This is a genomic window from Bacillus sp. TCT6 (assembly GCF_056033845.1).
Genome location: NZ_JBVYHX010000001.1, coordinates 1626750 through 1644886, shown reverse-complemented (window position 1 = coordinate 1644886; position 18137 = coordinate 1626750). Strand labels below are relative to the sequence as shown.

General features: G+C 34.1%; 21 protein-coding genes and 1 pseudogene. 7 read left to right on the top strand and 15 right to left on the bottom strand.

Going from position 1 to position 18137, the window contains the following annotated elements:
* Nucleotides 1–4 precede the first annotated feature (4 nt).
* Nucleotides 5–352, top strand: coding sequence for a DUF4257 domain-containing protein (locus AC0ONG_RS08380; protein WP_000426317.1), 348 nt, complete (start codon nucleotides 5–7; stop codon nucleotides 350–352).
* Between the two features lie 84 nt (nucleotides 353–436).
* Complete coding sequence (locus AC0ONG_RS08375; protein WP_000162602.1) at nucleotides 437–661, top strand: hypothetical protein; 225 nt, start codon at nucleotides 437–439, stop codon at nucleotides 659–661.
* A 319-nt stretch (nucleotides 662–980) separates the two neighbouring features.
* On the opposite strand, the pseudogene AC0ONG_RS08370 reads toward AC0ONG_RS08375, so the two are convergent.
* Nucleotides 981–1619: pseudogene (locus AC0ONG_RS08370) on the bottom strand (MFS transporter); the annotation flags it as partial.
* A gap of 15 nt (nucleotides 1620–1634) precedes the next feature.
* A complete protein-coding gene (locus tag AC0ONG_RS08365) occupies nucleotides 1635–2570 on the bottom strand; it encodes an aldo/keto reductase (RefSeq protein WP_098577923.1) in 936 nt (311 codons plus the stop codon).
* A gap of 106 nt (nucleotides 2571–2676) precedes the next feature.
* On the opposite strand from AC0ONG_RS08365, the gene AC0ONG_RS08360 reads away from it, so the two are divergent.
* Nucleotides 2677–2985, top strand: a complete 309-nt coding sequence (locus AC0ONG_RS08360) for an ArsR/SmtB family transcription factor (protein ID WP_001259903.1) — start codon at nucleotides 2677–2679, stop codon at nucleotides 2983–2985.
* Nucleotides 2986–3024: 39 nt separating this feature from the next.
* On the opposite strand, the gene AC0ONG_RS08355 is transcribed toward AC0ONG_RS08360, so the two are convergent.
* The 3 genes from AC0ONG_RS08355 to AC0ONG_RS08345 all read right to left on the bottom strand — a co-directional run bounded on the left by AC0ONG_RS08355 (nucleotide 3025) and on the right by AC0ONG_RS08345 (nucleotide 6531).
* Entirely contained in the window at nucleotides 3025–3972 is a 948-nt protein-coding gene (locus tag AC0ONG_RS08355) for a serine protease (protein ID WP_000099758.1), read from the bottom strand.
* 275 nt (nucleotides 3973–4247) lie between these two features.
* On the bottom strand, nucleotides 4248–4535 hold the full coding sequence (locus AC0ONG_RS08350) for an AbrB/MazE/SpoVT family DNA-binding domain-containing protein (RefSeq protein ID WP_000648324.1): 288 nt from the start codon (nucleotides 4533–4535) through the stop codon (nucleotides 4248–4250).
* Between the two features lie 115 nt (nucleotides 4536–4650).
* Nucleotides 4651–6531, bottom strand: a complete 1881-nt coding sequence (locus tag AC0ONG_RS08345) for an ABC transporter permease (protein ID WP_127725763.1) — start codon at nucleotides 6529–6531, stop codon at nucleotides 4651–4653.
* 275 nt (nucleotides 6532–6806) lie between these two features.
* Between AC0ONG_RS08345 and nadE the strand changes: the two genes are divergently transcribed.
* The gene (nadE, locus tag AC0ONG_RS08340) at nucleotides 6807–7625 is read left to right on the top strand and encodes an ammonia-dependent NAD(+) synthetase (RefSeq protein ID WP_000174897.1); all 819 of its coding nucleotides are present in this window, start codon (nucleotides 6807–6809) and stop codon (nucleotides 7623–7625) included.
* A gap of 42 nt (nucleotides 7626–7667) precedes the next feature.
* Here nadE and AC0ONG_RS08335 read toward each other — a convergent pair whose 3' ends face one another.
* The 4 genes from AC0ONG_RS08335 to AC0ONG_RS08320 all read right to left on the bottom strand — a co-directional run bounded on the left by AC0ONG_RS08335 (nucleotide 7668) and on the right by AC0ONG_RS08320 (nucleotide 10526).
* Nucleotides 7668–8129: an NUDIX hydrolase gene (locus AC0ONG_RS08335; protein WP_000024996.1), complete on the bottom strand. Its 462-nt coding sequence runs from the start codon at nucleotides 8127–8129 to the stop codon at nucleotides 7668–7670.
* 28 nt (nucleotides 8130–8157) lie between these two features.
* Nucleotides 8158–8355, bottom strand: a complete 198-nt coding sequence (locus tag AC0ONG_RS08330) for a DUF4083 domain-containing protein (RefSeq protein WP_014894789.1) — start codon at nucleotides 8353–8355, stop codon at nucleotides 8158–8160.
* A 107-nt stretch (nucleotides 8356–8462) separates the two neighbouring features.
* The gene (locus AC0ONG_RS08325) at nucleotides 8463–9623 is read right to left on the bottom strand and encodes a transglutaminase domain-containing protein (RefSeq protein ID WP_000520849.1); all 1161 of its coding nucleotides are present in this window, start codon (nucleotides 9621–9623) and stop codon (nucleotides 8463–8465) included.
* Nucleotides 9624–9773: 150 nt separating this feature from the next.
* Nucleotides 9774–10526: a YwqG family protein gene (locus tag AC0ONG_RS08320; RefSeq protein ID WP_001034828.1), complete on the bottom strand. Its 753-nt coding sequence runs from the start codon at nucleotides 10524–10526 to the stop codon at nucleotides 9774–9776.
* Nucleotides 10527–10744: 218 nt separating this feature from the next.
* On the opposite strand from AC0ONG_RS08320, the gene AC0ONG_RS08315 reads away from it, so the two are divergent.
* Both AC0ONG_RS08315 and AC0ONG_RS08310 read left to right on the top strand, forming a co-directional pair.
* On the top strand, nucleotides 10745–10888 hold the full coding sequence (locus AC0ONG_RS08315) for a YjcZ family sporulation protein (RefSeq protein WP_000540420.1): 144 nt from the start codon (nucleotides 10745–10747) through the stop codon (nucleotides 10886–10888).
* Nucleotides 10889–10976: 88 nt separating this feature from the next.
* A complete protein-coding gene (locus AC0ONG_RS08310; RefSeq protein ID WP_000686798.1) occupies nucleotides 10977–11942 on the top strand; it encodes a patatin-like phospholipase family protein in 966 nt (321 codons plus the stop codon).
* Between the two features lie 113 nt (nucleotides 11943–12055).
* Here AC0ONG_RS08310 and AC0ONG_RS08305 read toward each other — a convergent pair whose 3' ends face one another.
* A complete protein-coding gene (locus AC0ONG_RS08305; protein WP_000816388.1) occupies nucleotides 12056–12223 on the bottom strand; it encodes a DUF3933 family protein in 168 nt (55 codons plus the stop codon).
* 12 nt (nucleotides 12224–12235) lie between these two features.
* Nucleotides 12236–13678: an aminotransferase-like domain-containing protein gene (locus AC0ONG_RS08300; RefSeq protein WP_002083275.1), complete on the bottom strand. Its 1443-nt coding sequence runs from the start codon at nucleotides 13676–13678 to the stop codon at nucleotides 12236–12238.
* A 118-nt stretch (nucleotides 13679–13796) separates the two neighbouring features.
* Between AC0ONG_RS08300 and AC0ONG_RS08295 the strand changes: the two genes are divergently transcribed.
* Nucleotides 13797–14411 (top strand): LysE/ArgO family amino acid transporter, encoded by a 615-nt coding sequence (locus tag AC0ONG_RS08295; protein WP_001287302.1) that lies wholly within the window; start codon nucleotides 13797–13799, stop codon nucleotides 14409–14411.
* Between the two features lie 53 nt (nucleotides 14412–14464).
* Here the strand turns inward: AC0ONG_RS08295 and AC0ONG_RS08290 are convergent, their stop codons facing one another.
* The 4 genes from AC0ONG_RS08290 to AC0ONG_RS08275 all read right to left on the bottom strand — a co-directional run bounded on the left by AC0ONG_RS08290 (nucleotide 14465) and on the right by AC0ONG_RS08275 (nucleotide 18124).
* Nucleotides 14465–15694 carry an MFS transporter gene (locus AC0ONG_RS08290; protein WP_002083274.1) on the bottom strand — a complete coding sequence of 410 codons (1230 nt, stop codon included), beginning with the start codon at nucleotides 15692–15694 and terminating at the stop codon, nucleotides 14465–14467.
* A gap of 235 nt (nucleotides 15695–15929) precedes the next feature.
* Nucleotides 15930–16136: an alpha/beta-type small acid-soluble spore protein gene (locus tag AC0ONG_RS08285; RefSeq protein ID WP_000113545.1), complete on the bottom strand. Its 207-nt coding sequence runs from the start codon at nucleotides 16134–16136 to the stop codon at nucleotides 15930–15932.
* Between the two features lie 124 nt (nucleotides 16137–16260).
* A complete protein-coding gene (locus tag AC0ONG_RS08280) occupies nucleotides 16261–17103 on the bottom strand; it encodes a sugar phosphate isomerase/epimerase family protein (protein WP_000877677.1) in 843 nt (280 codons plus the stop codon).
* 37 nt (nucleotides 17104–17140) lie between these two features.
* Nucleotides 17141–18124 (bottom strand): DUF6005 family protein, encoded by a 984-nt coding sequence (locus AC0ONG_RS08275; RefSeq protein WP_000200701.1) that lies wholly within the window; start codon nucleotides 18122–18124, stop codon nucleotides 17141–17143.
* Nucleotides 18125–18137: the final 13 nt, after the last annotated feature.

The following is an 18137-nucleotide window of genomic DNA, read 5'->3' as shown; positions in this document are numbered from 1 at the left end:
TTCGATGGAAATGTATCAATGGCTAACCGCTGTTCTCGTTGGTGGCATTACTGGCTTCGTTTCCCATCTAATCAATAACCAAGGTAAGTTATTGCTTCCACGCCGTTTGAAAACATTTTTTCATTTTGGATTTTTAACTGATATTTTTACGGGTAGCCTAGCCGCACTTCTCGGACTCGTTTTATTCGATGTCACCGCAATAAAAGAAATTATAAAAGTATCCATTGTAACTGCTATTTCCGGTCAAACTTTCTTACTACATCAAGCTCTTGGTGGCGAACAGGCTAAAAATACGCAAATTGGGAAAGCTGATGAGAAGATTCAAGAAATTGACAAATTATTGCGACGTTAGTGTATACTTTCTTTTAAAATTATTGTTATAATGAGAAATAAATATTTTCTATTGCGTCGTTTGTCAGGAGAAAGGGTGTTTCGTATGACAAAAAAGAAAATAGAAGATTTCTTAACAAACTCCGAAAAAGAGGAACTGCTAGAAAACTATAAATGTTTACGAGAAGCCCGCACAAAAAGCGAAGCTAACTATTTTGGTGAAGCAGTGAACCATCTATTAAATAAAGCAAAACAACGAATTATTAAAGATGCAGGTATACATGATGAAAATGCAGCAACTGTTCAATCAAAAAGAAAAGCACTGTTTTAGTTACATTAGCTAAAACAGTGCTTTTTGTTACAATATTTTTCACATTACTTTCACATCTATTTCACAAATATAAGTACTTCTATATGTTAAACTAGGTATATCCTTTTCCGAGGAGCTATATGCCGATATATAAATCCCTATCACCATAGGGATTTTTTATTTCCCCATAATTTTATTACAATTCTTTTTCAATAATATAGCTGAACAACGAATTATTAAAGATGCAAGTATACATAATGAAAATGCAGCAACTATGCAATCAAAAAGAAAAGTACCTTTTAGACTTAACCAAAAAAGTGCTTTTTGATTTACTAAAACTTTATGATGCAATTCCTTTTTCATTATCTTTATTAATGTTTTCACTTTTTCTAAACAGAAATAAAGCTAAAACATATAATAACGCAGTAAAGCTACCTACTAATATAAAATTATGAGATGTTGCAAATAACATTCCTGCTATTGCCGCACCAATCATTTGGCCAATGTACATCGAGGCATTTGCAAGAGCAGCACCTGTTCCTCTTGCTATAGTAGACATGTTTTGTAAGTGTCCCATCATTAATACAAACAAAATTCCTGTCACAAAAAATAAAACAAAGAAAAATAATTCAACAAATATAATACTCTTTAAATAAGGGAGTATTACATATAACACTGCTGTAAATACAATTCCACCATAGAAAGAAAAATTGTAACCAATTTTATTTACGAGTCTAGGGCCCAAAATATTACCAGCTAAATTTCCTAATCCTAGTACAAGCATAGCCGTACCTACTTCATGAACCTGTAACCCAAATTGAACGAAAAGCCATACACCAAAGAATGAAAATGCAGCAAAATTTCCGGTTTGAAAAATAAAGTAGGCAAAATAGGAAAGTGAAACCTTTGAATCTGTAAGTAATTGTTTATAACGCTTTAAGATAGATTTTTTATTTCCACTTATATAAACAGAGGGTACTATCCCTCTGTTTCACTAATCTTCTAAAATAGATTGGATTTCTTTCATGACTCTTTTATTCAATGAAACGTCTACCGCTTTCACACTTTCTCTTATTTGCTCTGCCCGCTTTCCACCAGGTATAACTGTATCAATTCCTTCTTTATTTAATAACCATGCTAACGCTAAATGAGACACTTCAATATCATTTTCTTTAGCTAGCCCTTTTAACTTTTCCACTTTCTTAAAATTACTCTTATATGTATTTTCTTCAAATAGATTTACATTTTGGCGCCAATCGACTTCGTTCAATTTAAAATCTTCTGTATATTTTCCGCCTAATATTCCAAAAGCAAGAGGCCCATATGGAATAAATGAAATACCCGCTTCTATACAATGCGGCAACAGTTCTTCCTCAGCCGTACGTTCTAACATATTGTACGGAGATTGTACAACATCTATATGACCATGTTGGTTCGCTTCTTTTAATTGTTCTATGTTTACGTTCGATATTCCAATTGAACGAATTTTCCCTTCTTCTTTTAAACGAGTAAGCTCTCCGATTGAATCTATGTAACTTGTTTCAGAATTTGTAAAATGCAAATAATATAAATCAATATAATCAGTCTGTAACCTTCTTAAGCTATTCTCCACAGCATTTCTTAAATAACTTGGTTCATTGTTAATATAAGTTTCTCCATTTAATAACGGTTGAATTCCACCTTTTGTAGCAAGTATAAGCTTATGGCGTTTTCCCTTTAATACTTCTCCTACCATTTCCTCAGATCTACCGACACCATATGAATCTGCTGTATCAAAAAATGTAATCCCTTGCTGAATAGCTTCTTCTACTAATTGCTTTCCTTCTTCTTCATTCACATCAGCATATAAATTATGTCCCCCTACTGCATTTGTACCTAAACCCAACTTTGAAATATTTAATCCTGCCTTTTGCAATTTTGTATACTTCATTTTTTCTCCCCCTATATTTCTATTGTTCGAATATATTCGAACAATAGAAATATACCACTTTATATGTTATAGTGCAAATATCTCAACTTATACAAGCAGGTGAAATATGCGTACACTCTATCATCCAAATCGAGAAGAAATTCAATTTTCTTCTGTCTTATATGCACTTAGCGATCAAATTCGTTTACAAATTGTAAATATGTTACTAGAGAAAAACGAACAATCTTGTGGCGCTTTAAACATTCCTATTGCGAAATCAACTTTATCTCACCATTTCAAAGTTTTACGTGAGTCAGGTGTTATGTACACGCGCCTTGAAGGAACACAACGTTTCATTTCAATTCGTGAAGAAGATTTAAATGCTAGATTCCCAGGTTTGTTACAAGTTGTATTACATGCGACAGAGCCATATTAAAAAACATCTCATATGAATATGAGATGTTTTTTAATATGGCTATTCTTTTAATAAATCTATTAATCCATTTCCTTCAGATGTACGTTCGTACCCTAAAGGTACAGTTCTTTTAATGAGTTGTGCATATATTTCCGGCTCCGATAACTTTCGACCATATTCTTTCTCACACTGTTTAATGAGCAAGGCGAGCGCTCCAGCAACATGCGGCGTCGCCATGGAAGTTCCACTTAACACAGCATATTTCCCATCTGGATACGTAGATAATATTTCATCACCTGGCGCTACTAGATCAATTTCTTGATTTGAATTACTAAAACATGTAATCTTCCGCTCTAAATTAACAGCACCAACTTCAATTACCTCAGAATAAGCACCTGGGAAATCTAATTCCTCTGTTTCATCATCGCAATCTCCATTATTTCCAGCAGCACATACAACGAGAACATCCTGATTTACCGCATTTTGAATTGCTTCATGTAATTCTGGAACATCTTGCGGACCACCAAGTGACATTGAAATAATTCTCACTTTCTCTTGATTCGGCCCTCTCCAATTTACAGCATAATGAATTGCCTCAATAATTTGCTCATAACTTCCAGAACCATCTCCCGCTAAAACTTTTAATACTAACATTTTAGCAAGTGGTGCAACTCCCAATACACCGACACCATTTTCAGTCGCGGCAATCGTGCCCGCTACATGAGTACCATGTCCGTTATTATCAAGATACACATTTGGATCAGCTTCATAATCTTTTGTGAAATTTCTTCCGCCGATAATACGATCCTTTAAATCTATATGATTGGTATCACACCCTGTATCTAATACGGCAACGACTACATCTTGCCCCTTCACACTCTTTTCCCATACTTGTGGAGCGTGAATCAGTTGTACACCTGGTGGAATTTCATTTACTTGCTCTACCACCTTATTTACGGTAAACGGAATCAATTGTATACCTTTTTGCTTATTCACTGTACTACTCATCGTAATCCCTCCTGAAAATGTATTATTTTCATTTCAGACCACTTTTGAATACTTGTAAATGTAACATTCGTTTTATTCTTTTTGTTTTCCTTCTTTTCAAATATTTCTCAACATCATTAACTAACTCTATACTACTTTTTTATTTCCCCTATGATTTGTAGGAAGTAACAGCCCGTGTCGTTCAACTAATAACCAAAATAAGAGGACCAATTAATGGTCCTCTTACAGTCTTTTAAAAAAATGATATGTAATTTGAAAAATAATATAAATTAAGACTAAACCTCACTCTTGTTTAAAAACTTTTCTATTTCTTTTACTAAATATTCCGCTCCCTCTATCCCAACAGTAATATTTCCATTTGCTAATGATATGTTCTGTTCTGAAACATCACCTGTGATTTGGCAAGCATTGTAAGGTTGATATTTTTGCAAAATGATTTTATCTGCTTCTACAAAAATTTCAAGCGGTGATTTGATTTGTATTCCCAATACATCGCGTAATTCTTTAGGGATAACAATTCGTCCTAATTCGTCTACTTTTCGAATAACTCCTGTTGCTTTCATAGTTCTCCCCCCTTACTCTCTATTAATTTTTCCACCTCGCTTTTTCCATTTTATCACTTTTTGACAATACTTGCCTCTTTTTAGAAAATTTTGTACTCGAGTTAAAAAAACACATTTAATGCATACGTAATCTCTCTTTCAATTGTTTTACATAACGGGATCTTATAAGTAAGAAGTATACAACTTGAATACCTATGAAAATACTTAATACAACTGTATTTTCTTTAAACAATGAGTACTCAAACATTTGCCCTAACGCCGTTAAGGCTACTGCCCCATGTAATGTTGCAACACCAATTGGAACGAAGAATAAAAGCGCCAATCGAATTGTAACTACCTTCGATAATTCCCCACTCGTCAATCCAACTTTTCGAATCATTTCGAACAAGCGAACATCATCCTCCAAATCGGAGAATAAACGGAAGTAAAGGAAACTTCCTGCGCAAACGAAAAATACTATACCAATAAAGAAACCTACAAATAAAATCGGTCCTGCAATTTGTAAACTTTGGTTTTGTTCGTACTCTTCCGCACTAAACGTTGAATGTTCTTGATGCGGTTTAATTTGATGCGTAAGCTCTTTACCAATTTCAATCTCATCTTTCATTCTTTCAGTTTTATACATATAATCTTTTGTCTCTATAAATCCATCTTGTAATGAATCATATTGATTATTAGAGATTACATAAACATTTCCTCTTAATATTTTCCCCAATGAAGATGAAGTAACTTTTTTCACCTTTAAATGTTCATTCATATTGGGTAAAGTAATTTCTTTTCTTTCTTTCATCGCCGGTCCTGGTATATTAGCTGACAAAAATACAACCTCTTTATTTGCTACAGTATTAAATGGTTCTCCTGTTAACTTTGCATATTCCTTATAGTCTGATTCTTTTATAAAAGTGGCGCTTCTTAACGACTGTTCCTCCGTTTTCTTTGTCGAAATATTAGTTTTTGAAGCTGCTATATTATGTTTCTTTAATCCTTTGTCAATCATTTGTATATGTTGTGATTCGTTACTATTCCCTTGCTTAGAATGGTAATGAAACGCAATTGGTCTCTCCATTATCTCTTTCGTCATGGATGCGAAGCCAACTAATGTCCCTATTGCTGAAAATGCTACAGTAGAAATAATGGTTACAATAAAGAACATTCTTGCGTTATCTCTCATGCGATACGCTAAATCTGATAACGTAATAATATTAGTCTGTGTCCAATAGAAACGTTTACTTTTTTTACATAATCGAATAATAAAGACACTCAGCTGCTTGTACAACAAATACGTCCCAATAGTAACTACCGTTGTAACAGGAATCATCATAATAAATACCATTGCGCCATGCGATAGAAGAGCTCCTATATAGCCAGCACTAAGCAACACTACTGCTAATATTGAAAAAATGATTGATGCTTTCGGTTCCGGTTTTGCCTCTGCTGATCCTCTAAACAACTTCATAATTTTATTTTTACGAATCATTCCTGCACTAAACAATGATATGATCATAAATAATATGAAAAACATAATACTCGTTACAACAATTGCTTTCATCGGTATGTAATAGGATAAGGAGATATCTAGTTTTAATATCATCGGGGCGGCAAATATTAATACCCCTGAAAATAACATACCTGAAAGAACACCAAAAATAATTGCCCCTATTCCAATCATAATATTTTCAAAAAAGATAAGACGCTTTAATTGATATTTCGTCATACCTAGCATCATTAAAATTCCTAGCTCACGCTTTCTCGTTTTTAAAAACATTCCCATCGAATATAAAATAAAGAAGAATGTAAATAAGTAAATAATAGACTGTGCAAAAGACATACTTACGAATACGTACTGCCCCAATTCTCCTGCACTTAATGCCGGATGAAACGCAAAAAATGAATACACAAAAAAGGCCATAATTGCAAATGCACTACTTAAAAAATAGGCTGAGTATGTCCGTCTATTTCGCGTTACATTCCGATATGCGAGTTCTCTAATGTTCATATTACTTCTCCGCCCTTCTTTCTACTAACTATGTTTTTATATTAGTAAAGTACGGAAATACCTTCCATCGATTCAAATGACAAAAACCTTACATTTTTGAAAGGTTTAAAAAAATTGATTATGCGTAGTACTTTATTTATAATGACTACATTCATATTCATACACACATCCTATTGTATATTCGTTAGTTTTGCGAAATAATAAAGGATAGAAGTATGTACCAATATAATACATAATTTTTTTTACCGCTTTAATATGAATAGGAGGAAAATATAATGACATTACAAGAACAGATTATGAAAGCATTACATGTTCAGCCTGTAATTGATCCAAAAGTTGAAATTCGTAAACGAGTTGATTTCTTAAAAGATTATGTAAAAAAAACAGGTGCAAAAGGATTTGTACTTGGGATTAGCGGCGGCCAAGACTCTACATTAGCAGGACGCTTAGCACAACTTGCAGTTGAAGAAATTCGTAACGAAGGTGGTAACGCAACGTTTATCGCTGTACGTCTTCCTTATAAAGTACAAAAGGATGAAGATGACGCACAATTAGCGTTACAATTTATTCAAGCTGATCAATCAACTGCATTTGATATCGCTTCAACCGTTGATGCTTTTTCAAATCAATACGAGAACTTATTAGGTGAATCATTAACTGATTTCAATAAAGGTAACGTGAAAGCTCGTATCCGTATGGTTACACAATATGCAATTGGTGGACAAAAAGGGCTACTTGTTATCGGAACAGATCACGCTGCAGAAGCTGTAACAGGGTTCTTTACAAAATTCGGAGATGGTGGTGCAGATTTATTACCATTAACGGGATTAACGAAGCGCCAGGGACGTGCATTATTACAAGAGTTAGGTGCAGACGAGCGACTGTACTTAAAAATGCCAACAGCTGATTTATTAGATGAAAAACCGGGTCAAGCTGATGAAACAGAGTTAGGTATTACTTATGATCAATTAGATGATTATTTAGAAGGTAAAGCAGTTCCAGCTGACGTTGCAGAGAAAATTGAAAAACGTTACACAGTAAGTGAGCATAAAAGACAAGTACCAGCGTCAATGTTTGATGATTGGTGGAAATAGAACATAAAAAAAGAAGCTAATCTTTTAGCTTCTTTTTTTATGTTAGCGATATACCCCTACTCTTTTCTCCAATAAATCTTGCAAGCAATCTTCATGTTGTTTACAAAATAACGGTGGCATGTCGTCTAACGGGAAAAACTTCAAATCTAACGTTTCATCACCATCTACTTTTTTGTCGCCTCCAACTATTGAGCATGAAAAACACATCACAATTGACTGTGCCTTATCTCCATTTGGATATGATTGAAAATATTTTGTATACACTCCAATAAGCTCATTTATTTCTACATCATACCCGGTTTCTTCTTTTATTTCTCGAATCGCAGTTTCCGCAGCCGATTCTCCTATCTCCATTGCGCCACCTGGAAATCCCCAAGCGTTAAAGTCTCCTCTTTTTTGCAATAATACTTCTCCCTCTTTATTAAATACACAACCACCGGCAAAATTTAAGAAAACATAATCATGCCCTACTTTTTCACGTAATTCTTTTATATAGTTGGCCATTCTCTTTCCCCTTTTCATACTTCTATCGCTATTTCTTATCTTTTTCAAGCAACTCAATAATTCGATCTAGCTTCTGGTTCATATTAATTACATAGTGTTTCTTTGCAGCGCTGCTTTGTAATACTCTTCTAATAAACAAAGTAAATGATATGAAAAACAAAACGATAAGTCTGATTACTAAACAAGTATATATCAATGTAAATATATTACTTTCGAACAAGTTCATTCAGCATTCACATCTTCTCCTTTTTATTTTATCACATAATTAACAATTTTTTAAATTAAACAACAAATATAAAAAGAGCATCTTTTACAGATGCTCTTTCTCATTACTTAATACGTAAATGTAATTGTCGCTAATGAATAACCGGCCATTGCACTATATGGTGCTACTTGATAAGACACACGCTTTGCACCTTTTGGCCAATTTATTTCATTTAATACTTTCTTTATATCTTGCATCGCTCCATCCATGGACTGCTTATATCGTACTTCTACTTTTTCTGGTTTGGCTGCAAACTGTTGCTGTAACTTTTTCTTAAATTCATTATAATTTTCTGCTCCGTATTCCGCAGATAAGTATTGTAAATTTGTTTCTTTTAACATTTGCTCATATACGACAGTTTTTGAGCTACCAGCTTTTATTTTATTTGTTAATTCACCAAAATAACTTGTAGTTGCTGCTGGGTATTTACTACGATCCCAGTCGTGATCTTTACTTAACTGTTCGTCAGACATATTAAAATATGAGTAAGTTACACGCCCTGCTTTATCTGGTACTGGATCATCAAATGTAGTATCTAGGTGATACCATTTGTTTTCAATGTTTACTAAATTCCACGCGTGAGCTTGTCCGTTTCCTGTGCCTGTTACAATATGATTTTGAATACCTGCCTCTTTTAACAACTCATACGTTAATAGTGTATATCCTTGGCAAACGGCAGAACGATTCGCTAATGCTTCATATGCCGTATACGCTTGATAAGACGTATCATAAGACACATGCTTAACAACGTAATCGTGAATAGCTTTTACTTTCTCATGCTCATCCATCCCTGGTTTTACAATTGATCCAACAATTGCTTTCGCCTGAGCTTTTACATATTGAGTTTGTTCTTTTGATTCACGGTATTTTACTTGCAGTGTAAACGTATAGTCCCCTGGCATTCCTTTAATAGAATATCTAGTAGACGCTACATTATATTTTACATACTCATCAGCATCTACAATTTTATTAAACTCACCATACAATTGATCCATAATATTTCTAGCATTTCTATCTTTTGTTTTATATGTGATTGTAATATTTTCTTCTCGATTATCAATCTGTTTTTTTAATTCTTTTCTGAAATCATCTAATAACTTTACATCTGATTGTGCTGTCACTGTAGTCGGATTTGTAGCTGCATAAGATACAGATGACGCTTGTAAGCCTCCCATTACTATAGTTGAACAAAGTGCGGCAGCTGTCACATACTTACTTGTCTTTCCCATCTTGTCACTCCTTATATTCTATAACTATACGAAAAAGTATCGTATAGTTTCAGAGTATACAATACTTTTTCGTATAGGTCATATGAGATTATGCATATTAACTAATTCACATAAAAAGGTTGTTCTTTTAAAAAGAACAACCTTTTTTCATTAGCAAGTTTGTAATACGCAGCATGTATTTTCAAAACGTCGATTTTTCAAATCTTCATTACTAATGCAGAAATATAGCATTCCTAGTTCTCCCCAAACCATATTACAATTTTTATGATCTGAATCAATTTGGAATAAAAGAGTCATTTGCTGCGGGTCTACTCCCATATATTCTCCTGTCTCATATAACACTTCTTCTTGTACAGAGAATGGCTCACCAAACATTTGATGGTTATCGTAGTTATCCGGAATTAGCTCTTCAAGTAATTGCAAGAAATGATCTGAATCAGCCTCATCTTCAATGAAAAGTTCTGGTAATTTGTATGTCAGTTCAAAAGTAATTGCACACTGGTTATATTTCGCTTGTATTTGATTTTCTCTTCGTAATTGCTCTACAGGAATATCATAATAAAGTACATGCCCAGCTTCTGTTAGGTTCACATTTTCTTCAAAATAATTTTCAATGCAAAAGAAATACAGCATCCCCGTTTTAGGAAGATTGTGATCCATACCAACATTTTGTATATCACTTAAGTTAAATTGCGCGATAAATTGTAGTGGATTTCCTTTATGCTTTGGATATTCAAATAAAGCTGGTAAATCTGGAAATCCCCCCATTTTCGAACTACCTATCGCAACAGTTTCCTGCTGCTTTGGCACAACTTTTATACAAGGAAATATAGTATTAATAAGTTCCTCTTTCAAGTGTGTTAGTTCATATTTATCAATTAATACTTCAATTTTTTTATTCATAAATTCTCCTTACATTTACATACTTATTTGTATCTTAGTACAAAGATTATACTTCATTCTTTACAAAATCAACAAGCCTCCAAAAAACGGGCTTATCCTTCGTACGCGAACAAGTTTAAATAAGCATACTATACATTGTTCCTACAAACACGATAATTCTTTAGTTCTTCCAGTACATTTTCCCCTCGTTCATTTTTAAATATAAGGAGGAATTCCACATGGGTTACGGATATAGTTGCTGTGGTTACGGATACGGTGGTGGCGGCGGTTGTGGTTACGGAGGTTTCGCTTTATTAATCGTTTTATTTATCCTTCTAATCATCATCGGAGCTAGTTGTTGGGGCGGCTTTGTAGGCTGCTAGTAAACTTAAAAACTATTGCAAAAAAAGCACGTACAATACGTGCTTTTTTGCCATTTCCAAATCTTTTATTCGAAAGGAAGTATGTTTAATGAAGATTGATGGTGTTTTTGAAGGAGGCGGTGTGCGCGGTATTGCGCATGTTGGGGCAATTTGCGCGTTAGCCGAAAAAGGTTATGAATGGGAACGTGTAGCTGGTACATCGGCTGGTTCGATTATTGCAGCGCTCCTAGCGGCAGGATATTCTTGTTCAGAGTTAAAAACGATTATAACTGATATTGATTATAATAAATTTATGAAAAGAACTTTTATTGATAGAATTCCTTTTATCGGTAAGGGACTAAGTGCATGGACTACTCTAGGTATATACTCTAATGTATTTATAGAAGAATGGATTGAAGAATTACTTCGGAAAAAAGGTGTTCATTTATTTACTGATTTACCAGATCTAAACAAACTCAAAATCATCGCCTCTGATATTAGTAATGGTAAAATGGTTGTCTTTCCTGACGACTTACCAAACTACGGATTTTTAAATTATCGCTTCTCTATTGCTAAAGCGGTAAGAATGAGTAGTACAATCCCCTTCTTCTTTGAACCCGTAAAATGGAGAACTCCAAAATGGAAGCAGCCTTGTTATATGGTTGATGGAGGAATTCTAAGTAATTATCCAATTTGGATCTTCGATTCACCTACCGCTCCTCGCTGGCCGACTTTCGGATTTCATTTTGTAAAGGATGAAATTCAAGCTGACCCTGCTCGCTATAACGAGCCTATTTCCATGTTCAAAGGACTATTTAAAACAATGATGCAAGCCCATGATTTACGTCATTTAGATAAGGAATCAAAAGCAAGAACCATTACAATTCCAACAGGAACGATTACAAGTACTAATTTTGAACTGACAAAGGAAGAAAAAGAATGGCTTTACAATTCTGGTTATAACTCTGCTAATAAATTTTTACAAGCTTGGAACTTTAGGCAATATATTGATGAATATAGAAAAGGGAATCAAGACCGAAAGACAAATCGATTTTTCCGTCAACTTGACTCATAATATTATTACTTTGCATATAAATACGAGAACGTTTAACAACCTAATAGTAAATAAGCCTAGTAATTTCTTATATTACTAGGCTTATTTACTTCCTATATAATCTCGTACATTGTTTAAGGATACGTTAACCCTTCGGCTTCTTCTGCAGTAATAACTATGTAACGATTTCCCGTTCTTAATCCTAACAGTTCTGCTTTTTCAATCGCCTCTTGCTTCGTCTCCGCATAAGCAGCTAAGTATTTATGTCCACCAATCATTTGGCAAATTACATATTGTTTCATGACTTTCTCCTCTTACTTTTTCATTAGTTGTGCAAGTTTTTTTATACCTATTTCAATTTCTTCTAACGTTGCATATGAATATGATAGGCGCAAAAATTGATTTGCACTTCTATCATACAAAGTACCTGGGTTTAATAAAACCTTTTCTCGCAGAGCTTTATCAAATAAACTACGATATGAAATGGGTACTTTTATATGTACCCATATATAAAACCCACCTGTTGGTTCATGCCAAGTTGCTATTTCACGAAGATATTTATCTAACATTAGTAACATAAAATCTCTTCGTTTTTTCAATTCACTTCTTACAAATCGTAAATGCTCATCATATAGACCATTTGTAAACCACTCTGCTGCAATTTGCTGGGATATAGAGCTTGAACCATAATCTGTTTGCATTTTTATGTCTGACAATCTTTGAATTACTGGCTCGGGTCCAACAATCCATCCAATTCTTAAACCTGGACTAATTACTTTGGACATGCTTCCAATATGTAATACGATTCCATTTTTATCATAGGCTTTTAAAGGTTTTGAACAAGGTGCATCAAACCATAAGTCTTGATACACTGCGTCCTCTATAATAGGTAATCCAATTTCATTACATACTTCCATTATTTCTTTTCGCCTCTTAGTATCCATACTAAAATTCGTCGGATTATGAAAAGACGGAATTGTATATAAAATAGAGGCATTAAATTGCTTCTTATATTTCTCAATAAATAATGGATGTAAGCCACTCTCATCCATTGGGATTCCAATTAAACGTATTCCTGCTGATTGAAAAACATTAAGTGAATATAAATAAGATGGTTTCTCTAATAAGATTGATGCCCCTTTCGAAAGAAGCCCCATAGAAATAAGTTGCAGCGCTTGAATTGCTCCCGAAACAATTAATATAGAGTCAGGAGATACATATACACCATGCCCCTTTAAGTATTCGGAAATCTTTTCCCTTAAATAAAGATTTCCTTTCGGCTCTTCATACCCAAGCGTCACATTTGACTTTAAAAGCTTATTCATAATTTCTTTCATCTTTGTCTCAGGTAAGAGACTCGGCGCGAGCTCACCTGTTCCTAACCGAATTACATGTGGATAAAATTCAGCTTGATTAATCTCTTGAATAGCTGGGAGATTCGGATAATGAACTCCTGTTTCTACATAAGACTGCCAATTAGGCGGGGGTGCGTAAGTTGAAGCATTCTCATTATTATTTACAACAATTGTTCCTTTCCTGCCATTCCCTTCAATATATCCCTTCGCAACTAGTTCATCGAAAGCCATTACAATTGTGCTTCGATTCACACCAAATGTATGGGCCAAATCTCTTTGTGAAGGTAATTTTGTTCCAACGGTCCATTCTCCATTAACGATCCTTTCTTTTATATACGTTTCTATTTGTTTATACAGCGGCGTCGCTAGAGACATATTCGGTTTCCAAACGAATCTTTCCATCATATCACCTTATATTCTTTTTGGTTGGTAACCTCCCCAACCATATGGATGGATACAAATTTTCATTTCTTCTATACAATATACACTATCATAATGAATTAAAATAGGAGGTAATATGATGAGTGAAGCAATTATTCATGGTATCATTCTTGCATTTGGACTTATCATTCCATTAGGTGTACAAAATGTTTTTGTCTTTAACCAAGGTGCAAGCCAACCAAACATTTGGAGGGCAGCCCCTGTAGTATTAACTGCCTCTATATGTGATACGTTACTCATATTGATTGCGGTGCAAGGTGTCTCCCTTGTACTCCTTACTTTTTCTTGGCTAACTAACTCGTTATATATAATTGGATTTTTCTTTCTCCTATATATGGGCTTTGTTATTTGGAGAAGTAACCCTTCCAACGATGTAAAACAAGAAAAAAGTATGCCCTTAAAAAAGCAAATCCTTTTCGCAGCATCAGTCTCATTATTAAATCCACATGCAATTTTAGACACAATCGGTGTAATTGGAACAAATTCTATTCAATACATAGGAAGTGAAAAATGGGCTTTCACACTTGCAACTATTATCGTTTCTTGGATTTGGTTTATAAGCTTAGCTTTAGCGGGGAAATTTCTAAAAAGACTAGACTCAACCGGAAAGGCAATCTTATTATTAAATAAATTTTCTGGTCTCATCATATGGGGTGTCGCGCTTTATATGTTAAAACAAGTTATTTATTCTTAATGAACGTAAGAGAATTGCATGTTACTGAAAACATCATGCAATTCTCTTATAAATTATGAAGTAGGTTCCGGTTTCTGTTTTACCGTCTTTTCATCTTTTGCTGGTTTAATCCAAATGATTGCTATAACAGCACCAATGGCAGCAAAAATACTTGTCAAATAAAACACTTCATGGTCCGCCCCTTTCATAAAAAAAGAATATAAAGGTGGTCCAGCTGCTACACCGATAAATCGCATTGAACTATAAAATGACGTAACCGTTCCCCTTTGCTCCTTTTCAATTCCTTGTGTAATGAGGGCATCTAAACATGGGAGTGCCATACCAATTCCTATCCCCATAATAACAAGACAAAGAAGTAGTAAATAAATCCCTTTTATAAATAAAGGAATGATGACTGATGCAGCTGCCATTAAAAAACCAATATAAATACACTTCTTCATAACATTTTGATTATCTCCAATTTTTTTACCGGCCATATATGAACTAAGTGACAGTACAAGTAACGGGATAGCAAGCACACACCCTTTCCATATACCATGAATGTCATACTTTGATTCCAGTATAGTCGACAAATAAAAGAGAATTCCGAATAAAATAAGCATAATAATTGCACCTAATGCAAAAATGGCAATTAACCATCTTCCCTTTTCTCGAAACGTAGAGATAATAGATTGAATAAACTCTTTTAGTGGTGGTACTTCCCCTTCTTGTTTTTTTGCCTTTACTAATACCAGCAATAAAACAATTGATACGACACATAAAACTGGAATCGCCCAAAATGGTAAGAACCATACAATGGCAGCAAGAGCAGATCCTAAAATAGGGCTCAGCACTTTTCCAAATGTATTGGATGTCTCAATGATTCCCAAACCTGTACTAACTTGTTTTTCATCTTTGTATAAATCACCAACACACGGTATAACAACCGGCATTGCACCAGCAGCACCAATACCTTGAATCGCTCTACCCATTAGTATCCAAATGTAGGGATTATCAACTTTCCAAGATACCCAACCAGTTATCGCTCCTCCTATAGCCGCAATCAGCAAACTCGGAACCATTACCATCTTTCGTCCCCATCTATCTGATAAATAACCAGCAATCGGTATAAGTAAAATGGCTACGATAGAGTAAATTGTAATAATCATGGATACTTGAAACGATGAAATATGTAATTTCTTTTCAATTGTCGGCAAGATTGGAATAAGCATTGAATTCCCTAATGTCATGACAAGTGGAACTGATGCAAGCGCAATTAAACAACAGTTTTCTTTTTTTAACATGTTGATTTCGGAACCTTTCATCATATATTTCTTACCATATAATAGCCCTGCTGGAACATAATTTTCATTCCACCAGGGCTATTACATCTTTAATACTTCCCATTCACAACAAAAGAAATTGGGTAAAATATAGTATTACTTCTATTCTTTGAATTCTGTTCGCTATATATCCATACCAATTAATTGAAAAAAAAAGAAAGGAAGAATCCTTCCTTTCTCCTATAACCTTCTACATTTAGCGAGTATATCCGCCACCAAGCTGTTGTTCTGCCATCGCTACTAGGCGTTTTGTGATTTCACCGCCTACAGAACCGTTTGCACGTGAAGAAGTATCAGCTCCCAGTTGTACACCGAACTCTTGTGCAATTTCATACTTCATTTGATCTAAAGCCGCTTGTGCTCCATGTGATGCTAATTGATTAGAATTACGATTTCTAGCCATTACCAATCACCTCCTTATTTATATATAAATTGTGTAAAATTCAAATTAAAATACATGGAAATTTTTGGTTATTATTTCACGATAAAAAAAGAGCCTCTAAACGAGACTCTCACATCATTTCACATTATGAAGTTACTACTTCTAAATTTCTATTTATTAATACTTTCATTTCTTCTTTTAATATCTCCTTTGAGTTATGTCCAAACCATTCTAAAGAAGCAAAAAGATTCGTATCCCTCACTTCCTGAATAATCTCATCATAATTTACAATACCTTCAAATAACGGAACCATACCAATACGACTTCCTGCTGCAGCATATACATTATTAGGTTCAAACACATGCAAATAATTCGCTGAAGATATATTCTTAAAATGGTAATGTAATGTCCACGGCTTTAATTGATGGAAACTGTCTATTGGATCTGCGCCAGACTCCCATATATGAAGAAAATCAAGATTTATTTTTAAATTCGGATGATTTACTTCTTCTAATAGTTCTATAGTAGCAGGCAATGTGTCCGTTAGTGTATTGGGATGTGTTTCTAACAGCACATACATATTGTGCTGAGCAAACACATCACAAATCTTATGTATTCGCTTCACATACTCTTTTCTCTCTTGTTCCGAGAAGTCCTCGCTCCCTTTTTGCCCAGCAAACGTGCGAATTTTATTCGTATTAAACCAATTAGCTAGTACTACAAGTTGTTCACTTTTCTCTATCGTTTTTTCAAAATCTGCTGATAATGATATATCTAAGTAATCACTTATCATCGTAATTTCTAAGTTTTTATCCTTTAGAAAATTCAATTCTCGTTCTGTCGTTTCACGTTCTTGCATGTACAAATTTTGTGCATGCGTCCCCCATAATTCAATTCCTTCAAAACCGTTTTCATATGCAAATTGAACAATATCAGTAAATGAAATTAATTGATGACGAAATGAAATGGTACATAGCGAATATTTCATAGCATTAAACTCCCCTATCTTAAATTCAGTTAGCTTATTAAAGAGTTACGACAGACTGATTTGTTTTCATACCTTTCCATGATAGAAACTGTCTCTCTAATTCCTTCTTAATTTGCAGTTCAATTGCATTCATTTCATCCAGTTTTTCAATAATCGATACTAGCATACCTTTATTATTCGTCATTGCCATTTTAATTGCACGATACTGTACATTTGTAAATCCTTGTACAATATCCTCTACCCGATCACACCAATAATCAAATTCTTGCTCCGAATATTGCAACGTTTCACGGAAGTATGCAAAGGCATGCTCATAACTATATTTACGAATTGCAAGTACTGGTATTTGTTTTACTGCTGCTACAAGTCCAGAAAGCGTATACCCTTCTTCCTCATTTGCCATTTTTACAATTACATTTTTTAGTTCCATAGTCAGTTCATTGTCGTTCTTTTTGAATGTTTCTGTGAAATAACTAGCTACTGTTTCTTGCGTTGGCTCCCCAATTCTTTCTATATCAATGAAATACCCTCCACCAAATGGGTTATCTTGAACAGAGTGAAGTACTTTTTCTCTTTCCATACTCCCTTCCCAACGAAAATCAGGATCTAGCATGAACCACTCTTCTTCTTTCTCTGTTTTTGATATCATTAAATAATGCGGAAACGGTTTTTGATGAAATTTATTTTCCCTCTCTGGCAATAAAGACATATCAACCATTACAATGATATAACGATTTTCCGGCTTGTTTTCTACTAATTCTAAAAACATTTCTACATTGCTATCTTTATCTTTTGCATGATCATACCATTCGTTTACTTTAATACCGTACAATTTTTCAAACCAAAGTAAATAATGATCATGGTTAATGTTTTCAGAGTGATATGAAATAATTCCGCCTTCTGTTATATCAAAATCTCCATCCCATAGTCCAAAATAAAATGGACGAAAATCAATGTCGCTACGCCTTTTTATAATTTCACAAAAACAACTCACTAAACAGTGCACTTTAATTGAAGTCATACTCTCATCCACT